This window comes from Spiroplasma endosymbiont of Polydrusus formosus (assembly GCF_964263245.1).
Lineage (GTDB): Bacteria > Bacillota_I > Bacilli_A > Mycoplasmatales > Mycoplasmataceae > Spiroplasma.
This window is the reverse complement of the sequence record NZ_OZ181656.1, coordinates 1,071,284-1,088,992: the sequence shown is the minus strand read 5'-3', so window position 1 is coordinate 1,088,992 and position 17,709 is coordinate 1,071,284. Positions and strand designations below refer to the sequence as shown.

The 17,709-nt window shown below is 23.6% G+C and carries 21 protein-coding genes and 2 pseudogenes; 16 read left to right on the top strand and 7 right to left on the bottom strand.

The features are described 5' to 3' along the window. The first annotated feature begins 6 nt into the window (after positions 1 to 6). Positions 7 to 957 carry an IS30 family transposase gene (locus tag ACE38S_RS05665; RefSeq protein WP_374696657.1) on the top strand — a complete coding sequence of 317 codons (951 nt, stop codon included), beginning with the start codon at positions 7 to 9 and terminating at the stop codon, positions 955 to 957. A 69-nt stretch (positions 958 to 1,026) separates the two neighbouring features. Then, entirely contained in the window at positions 1,027 to 1,410 is a 384-nt protein-coding gene (locus ACE38S_RS05660; protein WP_374696770.1) for a hypothetical protein, read from the top strand. A 407-nt stretch (positions 1,411 to 1,817) separates the two neighbouring features. Here the strand turns inward: ACE38S_RS05660 and ACE38S_RS05655 are convergent, their stop codons facing one another. After that, a complete protein-coding gene (locus tag ACE38S_RS05655) occupies positions 1,818 to 3,062 on the bottom strand; it encodes a replication-associated recombination protein A (RefSeq protein ID WP_374696769.1) in 1,245 nt (414 codons plus the stop codon). A gap of 301 nt (positions 3,063 to 3,363) precedes the next feature. Here ACE38S_RS05655 and ACE38S_RS05650 point away from each other — a divergent pair, with 301 nt between their 5' ends. Beyond that, on the top strand, positions 3,364 to 3,486 hold the full coding sequence (locus ACE38S_RS05650) for a hypothetical protein (RefSeq protein ID WP_374696768.1): 123 nt from the start codon (positions 3,364 to 3,366) through the stop codon (positions 3,484 to 3,486). A gap of 946 nt (positions 3,487 to 4,432) precedes the next feature. On the opposite strand, the gene ACE38S_RS05645 is transcribed toward ACE38S_RS05650, so the two are convergent. Further along, positions 4,433 to 5,443, bottom strand: a complete 1,011-nt coding sequence (locus tag ACE38S_RS05645) for a rod shape-determining protein (RefSeq protein WP_374696767.1) — start codon at positions 5,441 to 5,443, stop codon at positions 4,433 to 4,435. Between the two features lie 739 nt (positions 5,444 to 6,182). Here ACE38S_RS05645 and ACE38S_RS05640 point away from each other — a divergent pair. The 7 genes and pseudogenes from ACE38S_RS05640 to ACE38S_RS05610 all read left to right on the top strand — a co-directional run. Further along, positions 6,183 to 6,397, top strand: a pseudogene (locus ACE38S_RS05640) (hypothetical protein); the annotation flags it as partial. An 89-nt stretch (positions 6,398 to 6,486) separates the two neighbouring features. Continuing rightward, positions 6,487 to 6,873 carry a DUF3627 domain-containing protein gene (locus ACE38S_RS05635; RefSeq protein WP_374696766.1) on the top strand — a complete coding sequence of 129 codons (387 nt, stop codon included), beginning with the start codon at positions 6,487 to 6,489 and terminating at the stop codon, positions 6,871 to 6,873. A 362-nt stretch (positions 6,874 to 7,235) separates the two neighbouring features. Then, the gene (locus ACE38S_RS05630) at positions 7,236 to 7,520 is read left to right on the top strand and encodes a DUF2649 family protein (RefSeq protein ID WP_374696765.1); all 285 of its coding nucleotides are present in this window, start codon (positions 7,236 to 7,238) and stop codon (positions 7,518 to 7,520) included. 54 nt (positions 7,521 to 7,574) lie between these two features. Then, positions 7,575 to 7,892 (top strand): hypothetical protein, encoded by a 318-nt coding sequence (locus tag ACE38S_RS05625; RefSeq protein WP_374696764.1) that lies wholly within the window; start codon positions 7,575 to 7,577, stop codon positions 7,890 to 7,892. Positions 7,893 to 8,528: 636 nt separating this feature from the next. Continuing rightward, complete coding sequence (locus ACE38S_RS05620; RefSeq protein WP_374696763.1) at positions 8,529 to 8,789, top strand: hypothetical protein; 261 nt, start codon at positions 8,529 to 8,531, stop codon at positions 8,787 to 8,789. A 270-nt stretch (positions 8,790 to 9,059) separates the two neighbouring features. Next, the gene (locus ACE38S_RS05615) at positions 9,060 to 9,296 is read left to right on the top strand and encodes a hypothetical protein (protein WP_374696762.1); all 237 of its coding nucleotides are present in this window, start codon (positions 9,060 to 9,062) and stop codon (positions 9,294 to 9,296) included. Positions 9,297 to 9,605: 309 nt separating this feature from the next. Then, positions 9,606 to 10,154: pseudogene (locus tag ACE38S_RS05610) on the top strand (spiroplasma phage ORF1-like family protein); the annotation flags it as partial. On the opposite strand, the gene ACE38S_RS05605 reads toward ACE38S_RS05610, so the two are convergent. Then, positions 10,152 to 10,340: a lipoprotein gene (locus tag ACE38S_RS05605; RefSeq protein WP_374696761.1), complete on the bottom strand. Its 189-nt coding sequence runs from the start codon at positions 10,338 to 10,340 to the stop codon at positions 10,152 to 10,154. The pseudogene ACE38S_RS05610 and the gene ACE38S_RS05605 overlap by 3 nt on opposite strands. 144 nt (positions 10,341 to 10,484) lie before the next feature. Between ACE38S_RS05605 and ACE38S_RS05600 the strand changes: the two genes are divergently transcribed. After that, positions 10,485 to 10,607: a hypothetical protein gene (locus ACE38S_RS05600; protein ID WP_374696760.1), complete on the top strand. Its 123-nt coding sequence runs from the start codon at positions 10,485 to 10,487 to the stop codon at positions 10,605 to 10,607. Here ACE38S_RS05600 and ACE38S_RS05595 read toward each other — a convergent pair. Beyond that, positions 10,604 to 11,554 carry an IS30 family transposase gene (locus tag ACE38S_RS05595; protein WP_374696759.1) on the bottom strand — a complete coding sequence of 317 codons (951 nt, stop codon included), beginning with the start codon at positions 11,552 to 11,554 and terminating at the stop codon, positions 10,604 to 10,606. The two genes, ACE38S_RS05600 and ACE38S_RS05595, sit on opposite strands and share 4 nt — an antisense overlap. 506 nt (positions 11,555 to 12,060) lie before the next feature. Here ACE38S_RS05595 and ACE38S_RS05590 point away from each other — a divergent pair. Continuing rightward, a complete protein-coding gene (locus tag ACE38S_RS05590) occupies positions 12,061 to 12,204 on the top strand; it encodes a hypothetical protein (RefSeq protein ID WP_374696758.1) in 144 nt (47 codons plus the stop codon). Between the two features lie 370 nt (positions 12,205 to 12,574). Here the strand turns inward: ACE38S_RS05590 and ACE38S_RS05585 are convergent, their stop codons facing one another. Further along, positions 12,575 to 12,775 (bottom strand): hypothetical protein, encoded by a 201-nt coding sequence (locus tag ACE38S_RS05585; protein WP_374696757.1) that lies wholly within the window; start codon positions 12,773 to 12,775, stop codon positions 12,575 to 12,577. Between the two features lie 316 nt (positions 12,776 to 13,091). Between ACE38S_RS05585 and ACE38S_RS05580 the strand changes: the two genes are divergently transcribed. The 4 genes from ACE38S_RS05580 to ACE38S_RS05565 are packed head-to-tail and all read left to right on the top strand — an operon-like array spanning position 13,092 to position 15,781. Next, positions 13,092 to 13,853 carry a segregation and condensation protein A gene (locus ACE38S_RS05580; protein ID WP_374696756.1) on the top strand — a complete coding sequence of 254 codons (762 nt, stop codon included), beginning with the start codon at positions 13,092 to 13,094 and terminating at the stop codon, positions 13,851 to 13,853. Further along, the gene (gene scpB, locus ACE38S_RS05575) at positions 13,843 to 14,409 is read left to right on the top strand and encodes an SMC-Scp complex subunit ScpB (RefSeq protein WP_374696755.1); all 567 of its coding nucleotides are present in this window, start codon (positions 13,843 to 13,845) and stop codon (positions 14,407 to 14,409) included. The genes ACE38S_RS05580 and scpB overlap by 11 nt, the downstream gene beginning before the upstream one ends. Then, positions 14,410 to 15,129: a pseudouridine synthase gene (locus tag ACE38S_RS05570; protein WP_374696754.1), complete on the top strand. Its 720-nt coding sequence runs from the start codon at positions 14,410 to 14,412 to the stop codon at positions 15,127 to 15,129. 40 nt (positions 15,130 to 15,169) lie between these two features. Next, positions 15,170 to 15,781 (top strand): deoxynucleoside kinase, encoded by a 612-nt coding sequence (locus ACE38S_RS05565; RefSeq protein ID WP_374696753.1) that lies wholly within the window; start codon positions 15,170 to 15,172, stop codon positions 15,779 to 15,781. 41 nt (positions 15,782 to 15,822) lie between these two features. On the opposite strand, the gene ACE38S_RS05560 is transcribed toward ACE38S_RS05565, so the two are convergent. Together ACE38S_RS05560 and ACE38S_RS05555 are read right to left on the bottom strand one after the other, a co-directional pair. Next, a complete protein-coding gene (locus ACE38S_RS05560; RefSeq protein ID WP_374696752.1) occupies positions 15,823 to 16,386 on the bottom strand; it encodes an inorganic diphosphatase in 564 nt (187 codons plus the stop codon). A 389-nt stretch (positions 16,387 to 16,775) separates the two neighbouring features. Next, the gene (locus tag ACE38S_RS05555; protein WP_374696751.1) at positions 16,776 to 17,456 is read right to left on the bottom strand and encodes a hypothetical protein; all 681 of its coding nucleotides are present in this window, start codon (positions 17,454 to 17,456) and stop codon (positions 16,776 to 16,778) included. Positions 17,457 to 17,709: the final 253 nt, after the last annotated feature.

Below are 17,709 nucleotides of genomic sequence, written 5' to 3'. Positions count from 1 at the left end.
TTTTATATGGGATATAAACATCTTGGCATAGATGAAAGAATTTATATTGAGAATCAATTGAAATTTAAATTAAAAATTAGTGAAATAGCTAAAAATCTTAATCGAAGTATTAGTACTATTATTCGAGAAGTTAATAGAAATAAAGATAATAATCATTATTTTTCATTAATTGCACAAAATAAAGCAGAAAATAGAAAACAATCACATGTTTATTTTCATAAGTTTAAAAATAGAGAATTAGTAAAATATGTACAACAAAAATTATTATTAGGTTGATCGCCTGAACAAATTTATGGAAGAATTAAAAATTTTCATAAAGAATGAATTATTAGTTTTAAAACAATTTACAATTGAATTTATTCTGGATTACTTGAAAAGGTTACTAATAAAAATTTAAGAAAAAAAGGTAAGAAACGAAAATCTCAAGAAAATCGCGGTAAATTTAATGGTAAATCAATTAAAGAACGAAATGTTAATGTTAATAATCGCATAACCGTTGGCCATTGAGAGGGTGATACTATAGTATCATCGCGAGGTAAAAGTAAATCATGTTTAATAACTTTAGTTGAAAGAACATCAAGATTTACTTTAGCAATGTTAGTTGAAAATAGAACTACTAAAGTTATTAACGAAAACATTAGCCATTATTTATCAATTCTTCCAAATAATCTTGTTAAAACTATAACATTTGATAGAGGTAAAGAATTTGCTAATTGACAACAACTTGAAAAAAATTTAAATGTGAAAATTTATTTTGCTAATGCATATTCACCCTGACAAAGAGGTACTAATGAAAATACTAATGGGTTAATTAGAGAAAAATTTCCTAAAAAATTTAATTTTTCAAATACCACGAAAAATGCAGTTCATAAATTTATATTGTCTTTAAACCATAGACCAAGAAAAATACTAAATTATCTTTCACCAATCGAATATTTGGTTAGAAAAATAATTTAGTTGCACTTAACTTTACAATTAGGCAAATAAAAAAGAAAAGTAATTAAAAAGAAAAATAGCTGTTTTGAAATGATGAATAAAACCGCTAATAAAAATGACAAAAATAATATTATTAATTTTACTGATAAAATTTATAAATTAATGGACACTTATGATATTAATGAAGATACTAAAATATTAATATTAAGTGATGGTAAAAAACAAATTAAAAAAATTTACAAAGCAATAAAAGAAAAATATAAAAATAATACTGTCTCCTATAGTTTGGATAAATTTAATTTATTAAAAAGATTTAAAGAATTATTCCCATATTGAAATAAAAATCGAATTCATAGATTAAAATATAAATTAGCAAAAATATATTTCTTTGCTATAAATCATGAAATGTTATTAAATTTATTAATATGTCATTTATCTTATGCTATTGACAATAAAAAGAAATTTTTATTATAAACTATTGAATTAATTAAAAACAATAAAGAAGGCGTTAAAAATCAAGAATTAGAATATAATATTGATTGTCATATAGAAGGAGATAATTCACATTATATTAAGACCATTAAGAGGCGTTAGTAAAAATATACTGTAAAGAAACATTTAAAAAATAATTATATTATTAAATGTTAAGACTTAATGATAGAATTGATGAAAAAAGTTAATAAAACTAATGAAGAAAAAATTGAATTTAATATTTTTAATTTAAATCAATCACAAAACCAATTTTTATATTTATAAATAAAAAAACATTTTAAAATTAGTAATAACTTTAAAGGTTAAACCTTCTTTAGTTAAATTGTATATTAATTTGGACCATAATTTCGCCTAACTTTTGTTTTTAAAAACTAATTGTTTGCAAAAAACTACTTTGTTTTTTTTGTAAATCGTTCATATAATTCGTTAATCCGTTTTTCATATACACTATGTAATTTTGGATGATAATAAACAACTCCGCGCATTTCTTTTGGTAAATATTGCTGCGACACATAATCATTGGTAAAATCATGAGGATATTGATAACTAACCCCATCCCCTAACTTATTATCGTAAGCATAACTAGCATCTCGTAAGTGATGTGGAATTGGGTAAAGCTTACCATTTAAAACATCTTCATAAGCTTGATCAGTCGCTAAATAAGCGCTGTTTGATTTTTCACTTAAGCACATTTCAACAATCGCTAACCCCAATGGAATTCGGCCTTCTGGCAAACCAATTTGGCGAAAACTATCAATTGCCGTTTTAACATGTCCCGCAATGGCTGGATTAGCTAAACCAATATCTTCATAAACAATAATTTGCATTCGGCGAAGAAGCGCTTCATAGTCGCCACTCACTAATAACCGAGCAAAATAATATAACGCTGCATCAACATCGCTTCCCCGAATTGATTTTTGCAAGGCTGATTTTAAATCATTATGCTCATCACCGGCAGAAAAATTAATTAAATTAGCTGATGAAGCAATATTTTTAATAATTACAGGTGTAATTTCTTCGGTAGGATATAAATTCAAACATAATTCTAAAATATTAATCGCAATGCGCAAGTCACCACACGCTAATTGGCAAATTAAAGTTAAAGCATCCGTTGTAATTGTTAAAGATAATTTTTTATTTGTAATTAATTTTTCCAAACCAGCGAACATTTCTTTCGGCGTAATTCGTTCTAATTTAATAATATTAGCTCGGGAACGTAGCGCTGGATTAATAACAAAATATGGATTTTCCGTTGTACAAGCAAACATAATTAAACGACCATTTTCTAAATATTGTAATAAAATATCCTGGCGATTTTTATTCATCCTATGAACTTCTTCAACAATAATAATAAACCGTTCAACCGTCCTAGCTTGTTTGATAATGTTTTCTAAATCTTGTTTTTTATCAATTTCAGAATTAAAAATAGCATAGTTGATTTGTAAATCATTCGCCAATGCCCGAGCAATACTACTTTTCCCAACACCTGGGTCACCATAAAAAATTAATGAATTGGTATAATTATATTTCAACATTCGTGAAATAATACCATTGTGGTCATTAATAATATGACTTTGCCCAATAATATCGGCAATCGTTGTAGGTCGTAATACAAATGTTAATAGTTCCGCCATTTTTTCTCCTAGGTACTTTAAAAAAATCATAACATAAAAAACTGATAATTATGAACATCTATAAAGTAGACATAAAAAAACTGTTTTGTGATAAAACTTTATTGAAAGAAGTGTTCATTTTTTATAGCTAAATACTATTCACAAAAAGAAAAATTAGAAATGTTAAAAAAAGTAAAAGGTTTGAGATATACTACTGCTAGTAAAATATTAAATATTGATGAAAATATTGTCGGGGGATTAAGAAAATAAGTAAGATTTTTATAATAATAGGTACTTATTCCAAGAAAAGGTATTAAATCCAGTGAGTAAAAGCCAAGGAAGACCTAAAAGTCTTAATTTTAATGAAATGAGTAAAGAAGGAGTAATTCAATATATTGAATTAATGAGTGATTTAAAAAATATTTATATAGATCGACAAAAATAAAATACCAAGCGATCTATCAATTACAAACAAAAAACTCAATTAATTATCTTTGCCAATTATTAAAAGTTTCAAAATTTTATTATTACAAATAACTAAATAATGAAATGAAACAGTTTAATAATTGAATTACTTTTATTACTACTATAATTTAAAAAGCATTTTATATGTTTAAAGAAATTTATGGTGGTGTGGTTATAAAATGATAACCTTATTAATTAATGAAATTTATAATTTAAAGTTAAAATTTCGTGTTGTATATAAATATAATAAGAAATATGAGTTTAAAATCTAGGATTAAAATAAAGAAATTTGACTGCATATTAAAATCAGAAAATTTAAGATATAATAATTTATTAAATCGTGATTTTGCAACTACTGATTTAAATCAAAAATTAAGAATTGATATAACCTACTTATTAAATAATTATAAAACATATTATTTATCAATTGTTAAAAACTTTCATAATAATGAAATATTAGATTTTAAAATCAGTTCCAATTTAAATATAAAATTTGTAATTCAAAACGTTATTCAATATTTAGTTAATGTAGAAAAACCTATAACTTGAATTTTGTAATCAGATCAAGGTTTTCATTATACAAATCCTTCATATAAAAATTTGTTTAATTAATTAAAAATAAAAATTTTAATGTCTAGAATAGGTAATTATTACGATGATTGTAATACTAAATTTTGATTTGAAACAATTAAAACTGAATTTTTGCATCAAATTCCAATAAAAAATATAACTATTGAATTTATAAAAGAAAATTTACCTAGGTAAATTTTCTTTTATAATATAAACATCCTTAACTTTTGTTAGATTGGTTTTGATTATTATAGTTGTACTATTATGACCATATTTGTTATTTTATTATGCTATTTATCATTATATATAGAAACTTCTGACATAGTTTAATAATATAATTATTTGACTTTATGATGTTATTGACGAATAATATCATAAATATCTGATTCGAATTTTTTTGTTCCATTGATAACAGATAACAATGGTTGTTCACCAATCTTAGCTGATAATTGCAGGGTATCTTCAAAATAACGATCAATTCCTTTGATTAAACCACCACCCCCACAAATGGTAATTCCATTGCGGAAAATATCACCCGCCAATTCTGGTGGGGTTTCTTCTAAAACTTGAACTGCTAAATCAATAATTAGTGATACTGGAACTTTTAAAACTTCTCGGATTTCTTCAGGGGTTAATTCAATTTCTTGTGGTAAACCTGAAACAACATCTCGTCCATATACTTTCATTTTTCGTTCATCACCATATTTTGCTAATGAACCAATTTTTATTTTAATCATTTCTGCTGTTTTAATTCCAATTTCTAAACCATATTGTGAACGGACATATTTTAAAACATTATCATTTAAATAATTTCCAGCAACTTTAACTGATTTTGAAATTACAATATCTCCCGAAGCAAGAACAGCAATATCTGTTGTTCCTCCTCCTATATCAATTACTAAGTTTCCAAAAGGTTTATAAATATCAATTCCACCACCCAAAGCAGCCATTTTAACTTCTTCCTCAATAAATACTTTTGTTGCCCCTAAATTAATTGCAATTTTTTTCAATGCATTTTTTTCTAATTCGGTAATTACTGACGGACAAGCTAATAACATAATTGAATTAACCAACTGTTTGTTAACCCGTAAACGGTTAAAAATATATTTTAATTGTGCTTCAGTTGCACGAATATCAGTAATAACTCCATCGACCATTGGTTTAACAATACGAATTGTCTTATTCCCTTTTCCAATAATTTTATATGCTTCATTCCCAACAGCAATAATCCGGTTTTCTTTAATTTTATATGCCACAATGGATGGTTCATTATAAACAATCCCACTCCCCGAGATATAAACCAAGGTAGAAGATGTCCCTAAATCCATTGATACAAAAGTCGGCTTTTTATTATTAAATAATGCCATATCAAATCCCCCTTGTTGGTAATTATATTCTTTTTTTATAAGAAAAACAATAATTATTATTAAGAAACTACCTTTACCGAATTCTTTTTCATTTACGAACAATGGCTGTTACAACAACCCCTCTACCCTATTAGCGGGATAAGCACGGCGAGTAATATTCATGATAAATATTTTTAATATTAGCATTGTCCCCGATTTATTCCTTGGGTTCAAATTGGAAAAATAGAGTAAGAAGAGTGGTTTTTACTGGGGTCCGTTGGATCAACCGGATCAGTTTAATCAATTGGTGTTTTTGAACTATCAATATTATTTAATAACCTTAATTGTAAATATATTTGGGACACTTTATTAAATATTTTGTATTAAATCCAATTAATTTTTATAATTTAATGATTTTATTGGTATTGAATTTATTTTCAATACTATTTTATTTAAGTCATTATTTTATATATTTAACATTGTTAATAACATTGTTTATTAAACATTAAACAAACAATATATTAGCAATATGTATAACATTGTTAATAATCAGAGTGTTTTTTTAAAAATAAATAAGCAATATATAAACATTAAATATAACATTGTTTATTAAACAAATATTTAGTTAGGAGATAGATTAAATTATGAAAGAAATAATTAATTATTTTAAATATAAGTGTGAAACTTGTTTTACTGATATGAAAAGATTACGATTTAATGAATTTTATTGCAATTTATGCAATAAAGGAGTTGATGAATAATAAAAAAGTTTATATTTTTCTTAAAAAATTATTGTTATATTAGTGGTTCAATGATTTTGTTTAGTTTGATTGATTTATTATTTTGAATAATTTCGTTAAATTATACTGATTTAGTATTTTGATTATTATTTGCTTTACAATGTGTATGTTTTATTTGATGAGTTTGAAAAAACATTTTTATCAGTTAAATGCTTTTCGGTTAGTTAATTTTGTTTAAGATAATCCATTATCGGTAATTATTAGCAAATTAGGAGAAGGTAAAAAATAAGATAAAAAATAATTCAAAGAAAAAAGTTGATAAAATTGAGTAATTTTTATAAGAAAAATCAAAATATAGCAAATTATTTTATTTATAAGGAACTTATCCCTTTTGAAACAGAAAAAGCAATTTTTATAAATTTACCTAATCATAATCGCCATATTGGTTTTTGATTAAGTAATAAGTTTATTTATCTTAGTCAAAAACATTCTGAACAAGTAGCAGTCGGTTTAATTTATGATAATTCTTATCATATTTCACAATATGATAAGAATTTGAAACAACACGATTGAAAATGTTTAACTGGAACAGAAATAATTGATTATAAAAATCAATATAAACAAAAATATTTTATTTGTATGCATAAAGCATTATTTCAAAATAAACCAAAAAAAGTAAAAACAAATAACAATGATAATTTAATAAATTAAAATGATGAAAAAGTAGAACAATTAATTCGTGATTTGTAGGAATTAGAAAATGGAAGTTAAATTAATGGAAAAAGTAAAAAGAGAAAATATAATACAATACGAAAAAATAAAGGTTATAAATTATGTTATAATGGTTATGTTTTTCATAATTCAATTAAACATTATTTAATGGTAGTTGGTTGTTATAATAATTTTATAAAATCTAAGGTTTATTAGATATCTTTTTCTTTAAAAAATAAAATTAAATTTTTATGTAAAAAATGTTATAAAAGTTTTAAAAAATAGTCAAATTGTGTTTTATCAATTTATAATGAGTTTATATGATTATTGATTTCAATTTGTTAGTTATATTATTGGTTTAAATGCCCCTAAATTTTTATATGTTATATCGTTTGTGTTATTTATCATTTTATTTTTTGAATAAGTTTAAAAAATGTGGATTTTTTAAAAATGCAAAATGATTGAGAAAAATTAAAATAGTTTTTATTCATATCTTTTTGTTTATAGATAAAACAAATATTGAAAATATTACAACTTTAAATTTAACACAAAATGAATATTTAACTATAATTGTTGGTGTATGAATTGTAATTTTGTTTTTAACGTTGTTTTTGTTGTGAATACTTTTTAAAATAGTTGTATTTTAAGTAATGAAAAAGTTTGTATTTTTTCTAATATATTTTTGTTATATTAATGGTTCAATGATTTTGTTTAGTTTAATTGATTTATTACTTTGAATAATTTCTTTAAATTATACTGGTTTAGTATTTTTATTATTATTTGATTTACAATGTGTATATTTTGTCTGATGAATTTGAAAAATTATTTATTATCAGTTAAATGCTTTTTGTTTAGTTTACTTTATTTGAGATAATCCATTATCAGTAATTATTGGTAAATTAGGAACGGGAAAAACTTTATTTTTAACTTATTTATCACAAGTTATGAAACTTTTAACAAAAAGAATTTATAGTAATTATCCAATTGAAGATAATGCAATAAAACTTTTTAACTTTTAATAATTTAGATTTTACTGATAGAACTAAACTGGTACCACCCGATTATAGTTTAATATTATTTGATGAAAGTTTTTTATATATTGACGTAACTAGTCCTAACAAAGTTAAAAAAGTTCATGGTGGTAAAAGTGTATGAATTATTTTAGCAAGACATTTTAAAAACAGTGCAATTTTTACTGTTCATCGTGAGGACATGATGTGAAATAATATTAGTCATTTAACAAGTGGTATTATTATTCCTATTTCATTAAAAAACCTGTTAAGTCAAAATTAGGTAATATTTTTAATCGTAGTTTTGTTATGCGAATTGGTATTTTTCAATATATTACATATTATGAAATTTGAAAAACAAAATCAGAATAACGAACAGCAGAAGGCAAAAGAGCAAAACATAAGTCGGATGTTGGTTAGGGATTCGGTTTTTTAAGATAATTATTCCACTTGAATTTGCCAATAATATGATAGTCATTGATTAAGTTTTATTCGTGATTTAAAAAATGATGAAGTTGTTAATAAAAAAAATACTTTTGAAAAGATATATCAAAATTAAATAATAAACAACGCTTAGAATTGTTTGATATTGATATTTTAAAAAAAATTTAAAAGTAAAAAAAGAAGGGAAAGGAAAGATAAAAAATGAATAATTTATTAAGTGAAAGCGTTAATAACGATAATTTAAATAAGATTTTTAGTTTTATTTTTAATACTTTTTTATTTGTTTTTAATTTAATTTGAAATATTAAATTACCAATGACAAATATAACGATTGCTTATTTTTTAATCTTTTTTATGATTATTAAGTTATCAATTTATGCTATTCACGGAAAATCAGCTAATTATAACGATTTAGGTTTAACAGTTAAAAGCAGTGTTATTAATAGTTCTTTAATTATATAAACTAACTTATACACTATAACTATAAAAAAATACGGAGGGGTTGTTGTGTGCTACTGTTCGTAATGTTTTATAGTACTGGAAAAGGTTTACATGGACATATTAAAGAGCGTATAAACAATTTAAAGTTATAATCTGCGCACAATGTTAGTCACAATAAACAAACAACAACGGTTATCATGTTTAGCAAGACAAGCAAAAACAAGAGAACAAGGGTTTGAAGGAATTCATACTACTAAAAGAATAAAAAAATAAGTAAAGAGTTGATTTTATATGATTAAATTAGTTTTATTGGTAGCAGCAATCGCTATATTTGGAACTGGATTTATTACAGTTATTATTAATCAGTTGACATCAGCAAAAAATATTATTATGTATTTATATAATTCTGATACTTTATTATTATCTATTTTTGGTAAAATGGCGATTTTATTTAGTAATCCGTTAATATTAATAATATTAAGTTTATATATTATTGGTTTTATTATTTCAAAAACATTATATAGTTAGGAGATAAATTTATAAAAAGTAATTTAGAAAATAAAAAAGAAAAGAAACAAAATGGTTTATTTATTTCTTGGGTTGATTTAATTTTGTATCTTATTACAAGTTTTTTATTAACACTTATATGTGTATTGGTACAGTTTCAACAATTGATAAATTAAAAAAGAAATATGCTGGTATAAATGGTTGTATAATTTATGGTTTATGATTTGATATATTGTGATATATTTTAATAATTCATTATTTTTATGGTTATTTATTAAATCAAATTATCAAATTAATAAAAAAAATCGTAAAAATAAGTTAGTAAAAATAATGCGTAAGTTTTTAGTATTATTTTCATTTGTACCAATTTTATTAATTTATTTTTTCTCATTAAGTACAATGACATTACAACAAAACCATCAATTACAATAAACAGCAGAAAAATTAAGAAAAAAGCGAAGTGTAGAAACTGATATTAATGAAACAGATTTTATTAATACAATGTTTTTACGCAATAGTTTTTGAAAATTGGTCAGAAACAAATTACTTTATTAACCCTACTTTAAAAACATCAAAATCATTAACTTATAATGATAAGTGATACTTAGTTTTTTTAAAGGATAGTTATATTCAACTGGTGTTTTTTACGATAAATCTAGTAATAAGTTTGTGGATTTATATAAAAATTGAGATACTTATGATAAAAAATATAACATTAATAAATTTTATGATGTTGATAAAAAACAATTTTTAAGATAATTAACCAATTTTATTTATTATTTTACGAATAAATATAATTTAACACAAATGTTAAATAAATTAAAAACAAATATAAATGATTTACAATCAGTTAATTTAATTTTCAATTATTATTTTTTAGCGGTTGTTGTGGTTATGGTGTAGATTCTGGTTTATTATCTCTCCGTTTTCACTATTATTATCTGGTTTAAATTTATTACAAGCAATTAAACTTGTTGTACTTGTTGCTGTTAATCCAATTGTTCCTAAAATACTAAGTATCTTTTTAATATCTGTTTCTCCTTTTTTATCAAATTCTATTGACATTATATATATACAAGCATTTTTAATATATTTTATAAAAGGTACTTACTTATTATGATTATGATTGTTTAAAAAAAATTGAAGTTTTATAAAAATTTTTTAATGATATAACTATATTATATTATTTTTTTAAAATGAGGTGAATTAATGAAATATATTATTAATGATTCTAATTTAAGTGATTTACAAGCAAAATTGCAAGATTTTTTAAGTAAAAACTATAAAAATAAATATTTTAAAATGCCTAATTGTAAAGTTAAGTGCAACTAAATTATTTTTCTAACCAAATATTCGATTGGTGAAAGATAATTTAGTATTTTTCTTGGTCTATGGTTTAAAGACAATATAAATTTATGAACTGCATTTTTCGTGGTATTTGAAAAATTAAATTTTTTAGGAAATTTTTCTCTAATTAACCCATTAGTATTTTCATTAGTACCTCTTTGTCAGGGTGAATATGCATTAGCAAAATAAATTTTCACATTTAAATTTTTTTCAAGTTGTTGTCAATTAGCAAATTCTTTACCTCTATCAAATGTTATATTTTTAACAAGATTATTTGGAAGAATTGATAAATAATGGCTAATGTTTTCGTTAATAACTTTAGTAGTTCTATTTTCAACTAACATTGCTAAAGTAAATCTTGATGTTCTTTCAACTAAAGTTATTAAACATGATTTACTTTTACCTCGCGATGATACTATAGTATCACCCTCTCAATGGCCAACAGTTATGCGATTATTAACATTAACATTTCGTTCTTTAATTGATTTACCATTAAATTTACCGCGATTTTCTTGAGATTTTCGTTTCTTACCTTTTCTTCTTAAATTTTTATTAGTAACCTTTTCAAGTAATCCAGAATAAATTCAATTGTAAATTGTTTTAAAACTAATAATTCATTCTTTATGAAAATTTTTAATTCTTCCATAAATTTGTTCAGGCGATCAACCTAATAATAATTTTTGTTGTACATATTTTACTAATTCTCTATTTTTAAACTTATGAAAATAAACATGTGATTGTTTTCTATTTTCTGCTTTATTTTGTGCAATTAATGAAAAATAATGATTATTATCTTTATTTCTATTAACTTCTCGAATAATAGTACTAATACTTCGATTAAGATTTTTAGCTATTTCACTAATTTTTAATTTAAATTTCAATTGATTCTCAATATAAATTCTTTCATCTATGCCAAGTTTTTTATATCCCATATAAAAAACTCCTTGCTTTAATTTTTCTAAAATAAACTTAGCATCATGAAATTTTTATATGAAATTTTTTGCAATTTTATTTACTTGCACTTACAAGTATAATTTAGCAAATAATAAAAAATAAAATATTTGCATATATTAATTTATGTAAGGAGTTTTTTCTTAAAACTAAACTGTTATTAAAAGAATTGATTAAAATAAACGGTTCCTAATAATATTAATTATCAATATAGTGAAGATATTCGCAAAAATATCTGTAATTTATATTTTGAATATTGTAATAAACACGCTGATGAGGTTTTATCTTTGTATTATAATTTAAAAAATGAATTCATGGCGAAGAATTAAAAAATAAAGCACCCAAAAATTTAAAAACATTTTTTCGTTGACTTAAAAAAGATAAGCGTTGATTAAAAATAAAAAATAAAATTAAAGAAATTAAAAGACAACACCCAAGATATGAAGTCAAATAATTAGGATTAATACAAATTGATGCAAAATATTTTATGCCAAGTAAATTTCCAGTTAATAAAAAATATTATGTTTATGATTTTATTGATGAAAGAATGAGAGGAGTGTTAGGTTATATTTATGATAAATTAAGCATTGAGAATGCTATTGATGCTGTTAAAAGAGCAATTGGATTTTAAAATTTGGTATTAAAATAACACGAATTATAATTGATAACGGTTCTGAATTTATTAATAGTCATCGGAATAATCAAAAAAGTATTTTTAAAGAAACTACTTTTACTCAATTTTTAACATATAAAAATATTTTATATCAAACAACACTTGTTCATTCTCCGCAGTCAAACAGTAAAATTGAAATATTTCATCAAAATTATAATAAGTTATTTGTATTTGATGAAAAAATATTGGATGCAGTTGGCTTACAAAATAAAATAAATGATTACTATTATATTTTTATAATTTTAAAAGAGTGCATAAAACTTTTTTAGTGTGTCAATTTTAAAATTTTTATTTATATATTTATCATTTTTAATGATATTTTTATATTTTAATTATATATTTTATTATTTTTTTCTCGTTTTCTTGCAATCTCTAAAATGTTTGTGGTATACAATAATTTATTTATATTTGTAATAGTATCTAGTGAATAGTGTTCATAATTAACTAAATAATTAATAATTTCGAGGTAAATTTTATTTAATATTTTTTGTTTGCTACTGACTTTTTTTGTTTTTATTACTATTTTCATAAATTTCAATTGAGTTTAAATCAGCGGCCAACATTTTATAAATTTTATGGACATTTATTTTACTTTGATTTATTTTATAAACTGTTTTTCTAATTTAATAATTAAAATTTTGATATTGTTGGATTGAAATTAATTTTTCTATTGTGATTTTTTGATACATTGTGTTATTTATCCTTTTTTAAATTTGGATTTTAACACAATATTTTTATTTGTTTAACTGTCCCATTTAATTTTACAATTAAGGTTTAATGACTTTAATTTTTTAAAAAATAGCGGTATTATTAAATAAGAAAATGAAAATGGAAGAGAAATAATAATGTTACATTTACCACGTTATGAAGTAAAACTTGATAATTTTTTAGGACCATTAGATTTGTTGTTACATTTAGTTAAGAAAAAAAAAATGGATCTTTTTACAATTAAGTTAACAGAAATTACTGACCAATTTTTAGTATATATTGGAGCCATGGAACAATTAAATATTGAAATTGCCTCGGAATATTTAACAATGGCAAGTTATTTAGTGGAAACAAAAACAAAGTTATTGTTACCAAAAGAAGAAGTTGAAATTGATGATAATTATGAAAAAGATGCCCGAGATGAGTTAATTAATCACTTATTAGAATATAAAAAAATTAAAGAAGTTAGTCAATATTTCAAAAATCAGCATCAAGAAGGGATTCGTTATTTATCAAAACCACGGACAATTATTAAGGGTAATCCAATTAAAGACGAGGATTTACCATTATCGCACAAAATTAATATTGATAAATTAACGAATAGTTTTTTAAAAATGTTAGAACGAGTTAATACAACAAAACCGTTAGAATCAAAAATTATTATTACTGAAGTTTCACCAAAGGAAATGGCTGAGAGAATTGAGGCTTTATTAGCCCGGGATGACAAAGAATGGATATTAGAAGAATTATTGGGTAATTTTGTTTTATCATTGCAAGTTTTTGTTGCTTGTTTTATTGCGTTGTTAGATTTAGCTCGGAACCAAAAAATTAAAATTGAACAACACCAACATTTAGAAGCAATTTATATTAGACCACATTCACAGAAAGATGGTAGTTAAGATCAATATGAATGTAAATAAAAAAATGGCTGTTTTAGAAGGGTTCTTATTTATTGGAGGCGATGAAGGGGTTGACTTAAAAGAAATCGCTTATATTCTTGAAATTTCTGTTGTTGAATGTGAAGAAGTTTTAAAAAAATTACAAATAGAATATCAAACCAATGAGCAGCGGGGGTTAACAATAAAGCCTTTTGCGGATAAATATCGTTTAACAACGAAACAAGAATATTACCAATTTTATTTAAAATTAGCTAATAATAAAATGGAGGCACGGTTATCACAAGCAGCATTAGAAACATTAGCTATTATTGCATATCGGGGACCAATTAGTAAACCAGAAATTGAAGAATTACGTGGTGTTAATTCAGATAGTGTTATTGCTAAATTACGCGCTCGTGATTTAATTGATGAAGCTGGAAAAAGTGAATTACCAGGGAAACCAATGACTTATTACATTACCGAAGAATTTTTAAAAGCTTTTAATTTGAATTCTTTATCGGAGCTGCCACAAATTAAAGAAACTGTGGTGGATAATGAACAGGATTTATTTAAATAAATGGAACGATTACAAAAAGTTATTGCTGCAAAAGGTTATTGTTCACGTCGAAAAGCAGAAGAATTAATTACACAGGGTCGAGTTAAAGTTAATAATGTTGTTGTGAAAACATTAGGAATAAAATTCGATAAATATGATCAAATTCAGATTGATAATAAAATCCTTACTGATGAAAATTCAAGTAAAGTTTATTTAATGTTAAATAAGCCCCGTAATTGTGTTTCAACAATGCGCGACCCTCAACATCGAAAAACGGTGTTAAGTTATATTAAAGGTGTACCACAACGAATTTATCCAGTCGGAAGATTAGACTATGATACTAGTGGTCTTTTGCTATTGACTAATGATGGTGAATTTACTAATATTATTACCCACCCGAGTCATATTATTAATAAGACATATCATGTATTAGTTTCTGGTTATCTTACAAAACAAAAATTACAACAGTTAGCATCTGGTATTGAAATTGAACCAGGAATTATAACAAGTCAATCGCAAGCAAAATTAGTAAAATACGAAGAAATAAAGGATGCTTCCATTCTTTTGTTGACAATTCACGAAGGACGAAAGCATCAAGTTAAAAAAATGATTAAAGCGATTGGACATGAGGTTATTAAATTAAAACGTGTTGCAATTGGTTTTTTACAATTAAACGAAGCATTAAAACCTGGTGAATGACGTTATTTAAAATTTAAAGATATTAAACGTTTTTTGAAATAGTGTCACATTTAAAAACAAAATAAAGGAGATAAAAAAACAAATGCGTATTACATTAGCGGGAGTTGTTGGGGTTGGGAAATCAACTATTAGTAAAATGTTGGGGAAAAAACATAAATATCTGGTAATGGATGAACCAGTCGAAGAAAACCCATATTTAGATCAGTATTATGCCGATCCAAAAGGGATGGCTTTTAAAATGCAAGTTTATATGATTATGGCTCGCAGTAAGCAATTAAAACAAGCAAAAATAACATCAAATATTATTTTTGATCGTAGTATTTTAGAAGACCCAATTTTTGTTGATGTTTTGTATGAACTAGGATATATGAACAAGACAGACTATAAAGTTTATAAAGAATTTTATGTTGTTGTTGTATTACAAAGTTTATATTTAGATGAAAATATCAAACCAGAATTAGTTGTTTATTTACGGGTTGATCCAAAAATAGCAATGGAGCGAATTAATAAAAGAGGGCGTGCTAGTGAGCAAAATATTGGTAGTGCTTATTGAACGTTATTGAACCAGAAGTATGAGGAATGATATGAACGTTCAAAAGATAAGTTTAATTTTTTAGTTATTGATACCAATGATAAAACACCAGAAGAGATTGTTACTATAATTTCTGATAAGTTAATTAATTGTGGGGCATAAAAAAATAATAAAAAAATACTAATGTTAACATTAGTATTTTTTTAAACTTGACATAATCCTTTTTCTTTTCAAATTTTCATCACAGCGTCTTTGCCTTTAGTATCTAAAATATCTTTATATTCTAAATAACGGTCTTGACATTCTTTAATTTCTTTTAAAGCTTGGTCTAAGCCACTTCAACCGTTAATTTTAACTTCTTTTTTTTGTAAAGATTTATATTGTAAAAAAAAGTTTTCAATTTCATCACGAATAACTTGTGGTACATCTTCTAAAGTTTGAATATGATTAAAACGGGGGTCATCAGCAATAACAGCCATTAATTTTGTGTCAATTTTCCCATTATCAATCATATTAATTGTTCCTAAAATTCGAACATTAATTTGACAACCTGATACAGTTGGATAAGTGATTAATGAAATAACATCAATAGGATCCCCATCTCAGTCTAATGTATTTTCAACAAAACCATATTCGCCAGGATAAAAGTTAGCACCATATAACACTCGATCTAATATGATTCGTCCTGTTTTAAGATCATATTCGTATTTATTGCTAGATCCTTTTGGGATTTCAACAACAATTGGTAAAATATTATTTTTATTCATTATTTTTCTTCCTTTCATTAATTATCTAATTATTAATATAGCATATAAAACAAGATAATGTTGTACCTTTACTGTTTTTTCTAATAAAAATAATTTTTAATTTAAATTTTATTATCCTTAATTGTAAATATAAAAAAACAATCTTACAATAATTGTTTTTTGTCGGTTCATCGTACAGGACGTCTCTACATTTAAATCTATTGTAAAAATAAAAAACATTAACCTTATTTAAACAATATAAGTTAATGCAAAAATAAAATATTAACCTACAGAGTCTTTTCTAAAAGGTAAGACGTGGAAACAACAAACCACATTATCAGCATATATAGTAATTGTTTAATACATTTATTTTTTAAATATACTTAATTTAAAAAAAATACAATCCCTTTTTAAGAAAAACAAATTACATTTTCCGAAAAAGGAAAAAAAGCTTTAAAATTAGTGTAACTTTTAAAAGTTTTAATAACTTCTGGTGGTAAATAATCACATGCTAACACCGTTAAAACTTGCTGATAATTTTCTACTAAATTTGTTCAACAAAACCAACCTAAAATTAAATAAATAATACCCATAATAGAAATAACTTGAATACTAATGTTAAGGTCATTAATATCAACATTATCTTTTACAAACTGAACTACAATAATTAAAATTGTTGTAATAATAAATAAAAATAATGTAAACACTAAAAACCATGATAAAAATTTTAATCAAAAAAAACATTTCGAATGCTTTGTTTTTTGATTATAAACATAATAAAAATGAAAAATCATATCATAAAGATTAACAATACTTTGTTCTTCACCATCAGCGCGGCTAATAATTACCGCATTACTTATTTTAGAAAAATTTCGTGCTTTAACAAAATGTTTTCGTTCACCAATATTAACATATTGTAAATCATTGTCATCTAACATTTTTCGTAATAACATCCGTGGCTTTAATGTTGTTTTTTTCCTTTTAAAACTTAATAAAACAAAACCAAAAATTAATCAACCTATAAGAAATAAAGCAACAATAATAATAAAAACAAAATAAACTAAACTTGTTATTTGTGTTAATCCAAACATTTTCTAATCACTTCCCCCATATATCAATCATACCGTATTTTTAAAAATAAAAAATAATAGTGTAAAAATGTTATTTTTGTTTAAAAAATTTATAAATTTTTTAAAGTACCTTTGGGTAAAAAACAGTTGTTTTAAACTTACCAATATCATTATTTTTACCCGCACATATAAATTCTATGTTTTTCTTTACCTTGTTAAATAAAATGATGTTGTGTTAGTTGAATTATCATTTGATATAAAACTCTTTTTGAAT